Source organism: Clostridium sp. (assembly GCF_051650885.1).
In the GTDB taxonomy this organism is placed as follows: domain Bacteria; phylum Bacillota; class Clostridia; order Clostridiales; family Clostridiaceae; genus Clostridium.
Genome location: NZ_JBOFRG010000124.1, coordinates 1 through 10,765, shown reverse-complemented (window position 1 = coordinate 10,765; position 10,765 = coordinate 1). Strand labels below are relative to the sequence as shown.

The window sequence follows — 10,765 nt, the reverse complement described above, 5'->3', positions numbered from 1 at the left end:
ATGGAGTAGCGAGTCCAAGTAGCAATATAACTACAGGAATAAATATAACTTCACTTTTAGTAGGGGAAGCAAAAACAATAGTATTTAAGGTTAAAGTTGATACTATTCCAAGTGTGAATCCAGTAGTGAATATTGGTAGCGTTGACTACACTTATAAAGTTGACCCTACAGGTCCTGATAGCACAGGGCATGGTGAAGGAAGCAGTGGTGGAACTAAAATTAACAATGCAAACTTTAATCAAAGTAATGGTGGATTTACAAAAAGTGCAGATTTAGCATATGCAAAAATAGGTGATACTATCACATATACTTTAGCGCTTAAGAATTTAGGAAATGTAGATGCAAATAATGTAATTGTAATAGATACAGTTCCAGGAAACACAAGCTATGTAAGTAATACTGTATTAGTAAATGGATTAGCTAATAGTGGAAATCCAAACACAGGTATTAATGTAGGAACAGTTACACCAGCACAAATAGTAACAATAACATTTAAAGTTTTAGTTTTAAGCACATTACCAAATGATACAACACCAAATACTGCGAGTCTTAGTTTTAATTACAATGTAGATCCAAGTTTACCAAATAAGAGTGGTGGTTCAAACTCAAATACAGTTACAACAAAAGTAAATGCAGCTGTAATTGATGGAGCAACAGGAGGAGTAATAAAATCTGCAGATAAAGTATATGTAACAAAAGGAGAAGTTGTTACTTATACAGTTACAGTAAAAAATACAGGAAACGTTGTTGCAACTAATGTAATAATTAAAGATACTATTCCTCAAGAAACAAGCTTTGTTGGTAATAGCTTTAAATTAAATGGAGTTGTTCAACCAGGAGTAGATATAACAAACCCATTAGGAAATAATATAGGAAATATTAATCCAGGTGAGATAAAAACAATTGAATTTAAAGTTGTTGTTAATACAGTTCCAAATCCAAATGTACTAACAAATGATGCAAGAATAAGTTATCTGTATACAAAGGATCCAAGTAACCCAAATGGAGAAAGTGGGGAAGGAATTTCACCACCAGTAAAAGTATTTGTCAATTATGCAAGTTTTAAAGAAGGTGAAGGTGGAAATTCAAAAACTGTTGATAAAAAAGAAGCAACAGTAGGAGATGTAGTGACTTATACAATAGTATTAAAGAATGTTGGAAATGTAGCAACATCTAATACTGTATTTAAAGATACAATTCCAACTGGAACAACTTTTGTTCCATCTTCAGTAGTATTAAATGGTGTTGTACTATCAACAGCAAATCCTCAATCAGGAATAAGCTTAGGAACAGTTCAACCACTTGCAGTAAATACCATTGTATTTAAAGTAACTGTAAATTCAATACCAATTCCATTATCAACTTCAAATCAAGGATGGGTAGAGTATGATTTTACAGTTGATCCAGCAAAGCCAAATGGAAATAAGGGTGTAGATTTAACAACTGTAGTAACGACTGATTTAAAATATGCATCAATTGATCCAAGCACAGGAGGTTTTTCAAAAACTTCAGATTATCAAAATGTAGAATTAGGTGGGAATATAAGATATACAATAACAATTAAAAATACAGGAAATGTGGATGCAAATAATGTAATAGTTAAAGATAATTTACCACAAGAGGTTAGCTATGTTCCAGGAAGTTTAACAGTTGATGGAGTTGCTAATTCAGGTGATATACAAGCAGGAGTTAATGTAGGAACAGTAGTACCAAATGGAACAGTAAATGTAGCATTTACTGTAGTGGTAAACACATTACCTGCAAATGGAAAGATAGAAAATACTGCAACTGTAGACTATAAATTCACAGTAGATGGAATAGATAAAAATGTAACTACAACAACAGGGGTATTAACTAATAGCGTTATTAATGGGAAATTATCAGTTTTAAAAGTAAGTGATAAACAATATGCAGATGTAGGGGAAGAAATTCTTTATTCAATTATTATAAAGAATGAAGGAAATATTGATATAAATACTGTAAGCTTAAAGGATACAATTCCAGAAGGGACAAGCTTTGTGAAAGATTCACTAGGGGTGAATAATGTAGCAGTGCCAGGGGCAGATCCAACTCTTGGATATAGTGTTGGAAAGATAAGTATAAATGAAGTTAAAACTATAAGTTTTAAAGTTAAAGTGGTTTCAATTCCAGTAAATAACCCTATAAAAAATACTGTAGATGTAGATTATAGCTATATAGTAGATCCAAGCTTACCTGCAAAAAATATGAAAGCAACTGGAGAAAGTGGAACTACTCAAATTAATAATGCAAATTTCAATAAAGGTAATTTAGGATTTGTTAAGGGTGTAAGTAAAGCGTATGTAACTATAGGTGATGAAATTGAATATACACTAACATTAACTAATTTAGGAAATGTAGATGCAAATAATGCAATAGTTAAAGACACTCTGCCATCAAATCTTCAATTTGTACCAAATAGTGTAAAGGTAAATGGGGTTAGTAATAGTGGAAATATAGAGTCAGGTATAAATGTAGGAAAGATTAAGTCAGGAGCAAGTAGTGTAGTTTCATTTAATGCAAAAGTTCTAAGTATAATGCCAAGCTCTATTATAAATAACGTAGCAGTTGTGGGTTACACTTATATTGTAGATCCAAATAAGCCACCAGTTAGCAAAGAAGAGCAAAGTACAAATGGAATATCTAATATAAGAGTTGCAGATGTACAGATAACAAAAGTTTCAAACACAAATGTAGCCTATGTAGATAATATGATTGAATATACAATAAAGGTTGAAAATAAAGGGAATGTAGATGCCTTAAATGTAGTTTTAAAAGATACACTATCAAGTGGAGCTATATTTGTTGATAATTCTCTTAGTATTAATGGAACTATAATGCCAGGATTAAATATAGTAAATGGAATTACTATTGATAAAGTAGGACCAAGTGAAGTGAAAGTAGTTAAGTTTAAAGTGAAGTTTACCGAGGTGCCACGAGGAAGTATGTTTAAAAATACTGCAACAGGAAATTATGAATTTATAGTTGATCCAAATAAACCTCCTACTAGTGGAACCACAAATAGTAACACAAATACTGTAGTTGTATCTATTTATGTTGATCCTAATAAGGAAGTTCCTGTAGGAAACTGTCCAGTAACAATAGTTAATAGAATTAATCCACAAGTTTTTAATAATACAAGTGGAAGTTGTGGAAAGATTAAATATACTGTGGATGGAATTTGCTCTACTACAGAAAAGGCATGTGTAGGGGAACAAATTAGAAACTTTAAAATGTGGAAACAAAAAACTATATCATCAGAAAGTGATCTTGGAATTACAGATATAGAAGAGATTGAAAGCATAAAAGGTGAGGTTTTATTTATACGAAATGAAAGAGTAAAAACTCCAGATACAGGAAATACCACAAATGCGGAAGGTGAAAAGCTAACTGGTGAAAAAGAAGTTGTAGAAAGTGTAATTAGATTTACTTTAAGGATTATAACAAGTGAAGGTGAAATAATTAAAAAAGAATTCACTCAAATATTCTCAAGCTTTATAGTAATAGAGCGTGAATATTTGGGAATGAATTTAGTGCCTAAATCTTGTGTTGAAGATATAGAAATTGTGTCATTATGTAATGGAAAGATACAATTGACAAGTACAGTATTGACTTATTTAACAACAGGAAGTAGTTCAAGCTGTGGATTAAAATGTGAAGAAGAGACAGAAGTGAAGTATATGTCGATAAGTAATTTATGTCCAAATATAAGTGAATTCTTAGAAGTGGGACAAACGTTATGGAAGGAATTTGATGTATATTCAAATTTAATCGATAGTTCTTCAATCATAGGAGAAATACTATCAGTAAATGGAAGTATTGATATTATAGACTTTAAGGTTATAAAAACTCCATTAGCAATGAATACAAGTAATGAAGGCTTAGAATTAAGTGGAAATAAACTATTAATCAATATGTTATTAACCATAAAGATTAATTATATGGAAGGTGCAGGTTGTGGAATAGTTAAAAGAAAGAATATTAAGGTACCAGTAGGAACTTATATAATAGTTGGTGAAGATATGAATGTATGTGATTTAAATAGTTTTAATATAAAAACATGTATTGAGGATATCTTTGTTTATAACTCAAATGATAATGGAGTATTTAGTAATACAACAATAATAGTAAAAGCAACGCCATGTGCTAAGAAGCCATTATGTTAGGAGGGGAAGGTATGAAATGTTGTAGAAGTTGTAAGGATTCAAACCCTACTATAAATATAAGAAATAAACCTTGTAGTAATTCTATATTAACTACTAATTGGAAGCAGATAACTGTAAGTGAAAAAGTAAAAGTACCAGATGGTTGTCCGAATATAGGGAATATCTTAAATGTAAATGTCTTAGCACAAGTTGTAAGAAGTAATATAGTTGTAACACCAGATTCAGTAAATGTTCAAAATGCAGAAGGAACAGGTTTATCAGGTTACAAGGTAATTATAAATGGAGTGTTAATTCAAAGTATTATGTATGAAGGTTTAGAAGATGGAAGATTATTTACAATAAAAAATGAAACACCATTTTCCACATTTGTAATTATGGACCCTAAATATGATTTTAAAAATAATATGCCATGTATAAAATTATGTGTGGAAGATATGCTAGTAAGTAAAATAGATTGTAGAGAAATATTGAAAAATGTAGCAGTCTTAATCCAAGTTAATTAATCAAATTAGTGGTTGCCTAAAAAGAGGGCAACCACTTTTTATTAAAATATGATAATATTTAAATAAGATAGTTTTTGGAGGGATAAGAATGTTTAGAATAAATCTGCCAGGAAGTGAAAAACATAAGAAAATTCTATTGGTTATATTAATAATAATAGTTTTAGGCGTATTATTTAATTATATGAAGGAACATAAGACAGAGAAAAATGAAAATATTAAGCCAAATATTGAAACAACTATATCATAAAGCAAATAGTTAAGAATTTTGTAACAAAACTAGATACTAATTTTAAAAAATTTAAGTTAAGATAAATAATAAAGGAGATGATACGTTATGTTTAATATATTAGTAGTAGATGATGAAAAAGAAATAAGAGATGCAATAAATATATATTTAAGAGGTGAAAGGCTTCAAGTTTATAATGCAAGTAATGGAATAGAGGCTTTAGATATTATTGATGAAAAAAATATACATTTAGTTATTTTAGATATAATGATGCCTAAAATGGATGGGATAGAGGCATGTCAAAAAATTAGAGAAAAAAATAATATCCCGATAATTATGCTTTCAGCAAAAGGTGAGGATTCAGATAAAATTTTAGGATTAAATGTAGGTGCAGATGATTATATAACAAAGCCATTTAATCACTTAGAATTAGTTGCAAGAGTAAAATCACAACTGAGAAGATATGAAAGTCCATTATCAATAGAAAGTAAGGACTTTATAAAGGTAAGAGATTTAGAGATAGACACAGTGGCAAAGAAGATAACTGTAAGAGAGGAAGAGATTAAGGTTACAGCAACAGAATATAAAATCTTAGTTCTTTTAGCATCAAATCTTGGAAGAGTATTTTCTATAAAAGAGATTTATGAAAAAGTATGGGAAGAACCATTTTATAAGAGTGAGAATACAGTAACGGTTCATATAAGAAGAATAAGAGAAAAAATTGAGATAAATACCAAAGAGCCAGAATACATAAAGGTGGTATGGGGAATTGGATACAAAATTGAAAAGTAGTATAAAGCGATATTTTAATAAATTATGGCTAATAGAAGTTATACTATTGATTGTTTTAACTATAGTAAATGTTGAAGTCGTTATAGGATATATAGGGAGTCCTTCAACACAAAATGGAACAGGTGCAATTAGAGCTGTTTTAGATAGAAAGGCATTTTATGAAAATTCTTTAAAACAAGATGTTAGAACTATAAGCCAAAATGTTTATAATGAAACAGATAGTTTAGGAAAATTACTTACAGATTCACCAGGTCAAATAGAGGCTATAAGAACAATGCTATATAATGATAATTTATATAGTAAATCAGATGCTTTATTAAATGGAAACACTAGTAAAGATAACACAATTTCAAATAATATATTTTTTATAATTAGAGATAAGTCAAATGGAAGAATTTTTTCAAATGACCCATTTTTGCAAGGTACTGATAAATTAAGTGAAAAAGAAATGTATGATGCAATAAGTGAAAAATATAGAGGGCAAAAAGTAATAACCTATAGTTGCAATAATGTAAATTTATATAATAATAGTGTTCAAGAAGGCTTGGTTACATATTCAACTAAGATATTAAGACAGTTTGAAGAGGTATATTACACACCTCAATCAACCTTTGAACCAGCAGTAGATAATGCTATAGATGATTTGCTTTTATTTGCACTTAGTTTAGGAGTAAACATATTATTAGTAGTTAAATTAATAATAGTGTTTATAAATGCTAAAGGTAAAATTGAGATAAGTGGAAACTTTATTGGTGATATAATTTATATATTTAGATATGCATTTAAATATAGTGGTCCTAGAAGAACTTTAATAATAAGTATAATCTTAAGTATTATTTTCTATATAGTTTATTTATACCTGTTAGCAATAGGTGGAACTGAAAATAATATAATAGCTAAATTCTTCAGTGCATATCCATTTAAGGGAAGTATTTTACTTGTATTAATGCCAATGATAGGTGTAATGTACTCAGTTAAAAGAAATATAGAAATTGGAATGGTTAGGGATTCATTAAAAATAATAAATGATGGAAACTTTGACCACACAGTAAGAGAAGTTGGCGGAACTGAAATACGAGAGCTTATAAAAAATATAAATAAGATGAAAGATGGATATAATATAGCTGTTGAAGAGGCTCTTTATAATGAAAAGCTAAAGACTGAGCTTATATCAAATGTATCCCATGATTTAAAAACGCCTCTAACTTCAATAATAAATTATGTAAATATTCTTCAAGATAAAAGGATATCAGAAGAAGAAAAAGCACAATACTTGAAGATATTAGAGCAAAAATCAAGCAGGCTTAAAGGCTTAATTGAAGATTTATTTGAAGTATCAAAAATAAATTCAGGTAAAATAGTTTTAGAAAAGGTAAAGATAGATATAACATCTCTTATTTATCAAGTGATAGGAGAATACTCATCAATATATGAAGAGAAACATATTGAATTTAAGGTAGATTGTGAAGAAGATGAGATAATAATGGACCTTGATGGAATAATGATATCAAGAGTTATTGAAAATATAGTTATAAACTCATTAAAATATTCTATGGAAAATACAAGAGTATATGTATCAATAATAAAAGAAGAAAATGGAGTTTTAATTTCATTTAAAAATGTAGCAAATTATGAAATGGACTTTAATGAAAATGAAATGTTTGAAAGATTTGCAAGAGCAGATAAATCAAGAACATCATCAGTAGAGGGTTCAGGGCTTGGTCTTGCAATAACTAAGAGCATAGTAGAGCTTCATAATGGAACTACAAGAATAAAAAGAGACGGTGATTTATTTAAGATTTATGTATTCCTTCCTTTCGCAACTGAGAGAGATGAATTTATAAATAAAATAAATGAAGAGCAAATGGAAAAAGAGATAAGGGAGAATGATTAAGATGAAAGTATTATTTGTAGAATATCCTAAATGTACGACATGTAGAAAGGCTAAAAAGTGGCTTACTGAAAATGGAGTAGATTTTGAAGATAGAGACATAAAAGAAAACAATCCAACAAAAGAAGAATTAAAAGCATGGCTTGAAATGAGTGGTTATGAAATAAAAAAATTCTTTAACACAAGTGGAGTTCTTTACAGAGAGCAAGGAATGAAAGACAAGGTAAAAGTATTATCAGAAGATGAGCTTTTAGATATTCTAGCAAAAGATGGAATGATGGTGAAAAGACCAATATTAATTAAAGATGATAAAGTTCTTGTTGGATTTAAAGAGCAAGAATGGGAAGAAATAATTTAATTAAATAGACAGTATAAAGATTCAAGTAGATAAATTTATTTACTTGAATTTTTTTAGCTAAAATTAAAGAAAGGGGTGAATATATTTCTCTTAATAAATAAAATTGTCAAAACATAAAAGTGATTAAAAAAAGGAGATATTTAAAGATTGAATTATATAAAGTATACTTTTTTAGTCTAAATTAAAACTTTAATATTTTACATAATGAAATATTAAAACTATAATATATAAGTCAATATATTGTATTGCTTTGGAGAAAATACAATATAACTATACTACATATTGTTGAAAGGGGCTTGGGTGCACACTATGAAAGAACTTTGTAAAAAGGCTATAGCAGCTATACAAGATGAATACGGAACATATAGCGCAGAAACATTAATAGAAAAGATGGAACTAATAATAAGAGAGGGAATGGATAAAGAGGAGATAAGAGAATCGCTTATACAAGTTTCATTAGAATTAACCACAGATATGGAGCCAGATTGGCAAAATATTGCATCTAAATTATATGTAGAAAAACTATATGATAAAGTAAGAAAAAATAGAGGGCTAGAAAATAATGAGGAATTATATAAAAATTTATATAGCTTTGTTAAAAAGCTAGTAGATGATAAATTATATGGAAAATACATTTTAGAAAACTATACAGAAGAAGATATAAATGAGCTTGAAAAAGAAATAAAGCCAGAGAGAGATTTTCTTTTCACATATAGCGGTATAAAGTTATTAGCAGGAAGATATTTAGTTGAAAACTTTAATAGAGAAGTTTTAGAATTACCACAACAAATGTTTATGGGAATAGCAATGCATTTAGCAATTCCAGAGAAAAAAGAAAATAGATTATATTGGGCTAAAAGATTTTATGATGTATTAAGTTCATTAAAGGCAACAATGGCAACACCAACAATGGCAAATGCAAGAAAGCCTTTTTATCAATTAAGCTCATGCTTTATAGATACGGTTAATGATAGTTTAAAAGGAATATATAAATCACTTGATAACTTCTCAGAAGTATCTAAGTTTGGTGGAGGAATGGGAATTTATATAGGTAAAATTAGAGGACTTGGTTCACCAATCAGAGGATTTAAGGGAGCATCAGGAGGAATAATTCCTTGGGTTAAATTATTTAATGATACAGCAATAGCAGTTGACCAACTTGGAGTTAGAAATGGTTCAGTTGCAATATGGCTTGATGCATGGCATAAGGATATGCCAGAGTTTTTACAAGTAAGAACAAATAATGGAGACGATAGAAAGAAAGCACATGATATTTTCCCAGGACTTTGTTATCCAGACCTTTTCTGGAAGCTTGCAGAAAATGATATAGAAGCAGATTGGTACATGATGTGCCCACATGAAATTAAAAATGAAATGGGATATTCATTAGAAGATTTCTACGGAGAAGAGTGGGAAAAAAGATACTATGAATGTGTAAATAACGAAAAACTTGAAAAAAGAGTTATGAAAGTAAAAGACATAGTAAGAATGATTATAAAAAGTGCAGCAGAAACAGGAACACCATTTGCATTTTATAGAGATACAGTAAATAAAATGAATCCAAATAAGCATAAAGGAATGATATATTCATCAAACCTTTGTACAGAAATAATGCAAAATATGAGTCCTATGGATATTCAAAAAACTGAAATAGTTGATGAAAATGGAGATACAGTTATAGTTGAAAAAACTATAGCAGGAGACTTTGTTGTATGTAATTTATCATCAGTAGTTTTAGGAAATGTTGATGTAAATTCAGAAGAAGAGCTTGAATATGTTGTAGAAACTCAAATTAGAGGAATGGATAATGTTATAGATTTAAACTATTATTCAGTACCTTATGCAGAAGTTACAAACAAAAAATATAGAGCAGTAGGACTTGGAACATCAGGATATCATCATATGCTTGCGAATAATAGAATTCACTTTACAGATGAAGCTCATAGAGAGTTCACTGATAGAGTATATGAAAATATAAATTACTATGCAATAAAAGCTAGTATGAATATAGCAAGAGAAAAGGGAAGATATAAAGAATTTGAAGGTTCTGACTGGGATAATGGACAGTATTTTGAATTAAGAGAATATAACTCAGATAGATGGAACAATCTAAGAGAAGAGATAAATAAATATGGAATGAGAAATGGATATTTATTAGCAATAGCACCAAATGGTTCAACAGCTACTCTTGCAGGAACATCAGAAGGGGTAGACCCAGTAATGTCAAGATTCTGGCTTGAAGAGAAAAAAGGAAGTATCACTCCTAAAACAGCACCAGGACTTTCAGAAGAAACATACTGGTACTATAACTCAGCTTATAACATAGACCAAACATGGTGTGTTCAAATGAATGGAGTTAGACAAAGACATATAGACCAAGGGCAATCATTTAACCTTTATATTACAACTAACTATACAATGAGAGGAATAATGAACCTTTATATAGAAGCTTGTAAGGCAGGAGTTAAATCAATATATTATGTAAGAAGTAAATCACTAACAGTAGGTGATTGTGAAAGCTGTTCAGCTTAGGAGGCAGATTTTAAATGAGTGGATTTGATATAAATAAAAAACCATTATTTAATGAATTTGGAGATACAGAAATTTCAAAGAAAAAAATGATTAATGGTAATACAACAAACTTAAATGATTTTAATAATATGAAATATTCATGGGTAACTAAACTGTTACAACAAATTTAAATAAAACTATACAAATATGTATAGAAATATAGATTTAAAAACAGAAAGCCCTCTGTATCTAGCGATAGGTGCAGACTCGGAGTTAATTGCTTTTAACCCCTAAAGCCTT

7 protein-coding genes and 1 pseudogene are annotated in these 10,765 nt (G+C 29.1%); all 8 read left to right on the top strand.

Features of this window, described 5'->3' with window-relative positions:
* A partial coding sequence (locus ACRC28_RS06120) for a DUF7507 domain-containing protein (protein ID WP_438542564.1) occupies positions 1 to 4,184 on the top strand: 4,184 nt, incomplete at its 5' end.
* Between the two features lie 11 nt (positions 4,185 to 4,195).
* Positions 4,196 to 4,687, top strand: coding sequence for a DUF3794 domain-containing protein (locus ACRC28_RS06115; protein ID WP_438542563.1), 492 nt, complete (start codon positions 4,196 to 4,198; stop codon positions 4,685 to 4,687).
* A gap of 88 nt (positions 4,688 to 4,775) precedes the next feature.
* Complete coding sequence (locus ACRC28_RS06110) at positions 4,776 to 4,934, top strand: hypothetical protein (RefSeq protein ID WP_438542562.1); 159 nt, start codon at positions 4,776 to 4,778, stop codon at positions 4,932 to 4,934.
* Between the two features lie 87 nt (positions 4,935 to 5,021).
* The gene (locus tag ACRC28_RS06105) at positions 5,022 to 5,705 is read left to right on the top strand and encodes a response regulator transcription factor (RefSeq protein WP_438542561.1); all 684 of its coding nucleotides are present in this window, start codon (positions 5,022 to 5,024) and stop codon (positions 5,703 to 5,705) included.
* Complete coding sequence (locus tag ACRC28_RS06100) at positions 5,683 to 7,599, top strand: sensor histidine kinase (protein WP_438542560.1); 1,917 nt, start codon at positions 5,683 to 5,685, stop codon at positions 7,597 to 7,599. The genes ACRC28_RS06105 and ACRC28_RS06100 overlap by 23 nt, the downstream gene beginning before the upstream one ends.
* A 1-nt stretch (position 7,600) precedes the next feature.
* Positions 7,601 to 7,954, top strand: coding sequence for an arsenate reductase family protein (locus tag ACRC28_RS06095; RefSeq protein ID WP_438542559.1), 354 nt, complete (start codon positions 7,601 to 7,603; stop codon positions 7,952 to 7,954).
* Between the two features lie 309 nt (positions 7,955 to 8,263).
* A complete protein-coding gene (locus ACRC28_RS06090; protein ID WP_438542558.1) occupies positions 8,264 to 10,486 on the top strand; it encodes a ribonucleoside-diphosphate reductase subunit alpha in 2,223 nt (740 codons plus the stop codon).
* A gap of 14 nt (positions 10,487 to 10,500) precedes the next feature.
* A pseudogene (locus tag ACRC28_RS06085) lies at positions 10,501 to 10,650 on the top strand (ribonucleotide-diphosphate reductase subunit beta); the annotation flags it as partial.
* Positions 10,651 to 10,765 lie beyond the last annotated feature (115 nt).

Bases quoted from the DNA above. Each gene is read 5' to 3' on its own strand.
- ACRC28_RS06115 (WP_438542563.1), top strand. From the start codon at position 4,196: ATGAAATGTTGTAGAAGTTGTAAGGATTCAAACCCTACTATAAATATA.
- ACRC28_RS06110 (WP_438542562.1), top strand. From the start codon at position 4,776: ATGTTTAGAATAAATCTGCCAGGAAGTGAAAAACATAAGAAAATTCTA.
- ACRC28_RS06105 (WP_438542561.1), top strand. From the start codon at position 5,022: ATGTTTAATATATTAGTAGTAGATGATGAAAAAGAAATAAGAGATGCA.
- ACRC28_RS06095 (WP_438542559.1), top strand. From the start codon at position 7,601: ATGAAAGTATTATTTGTAGAATATCCTAAATGTACGACATGTAGAAAG.
- ACRC28_RS06090 (WP_438542558.1), top strand. From the start codon at position 8,264: ATGAAAGAACTTTGTAAAAAGGCTATAGCAGCTATACAAGATGAATAC.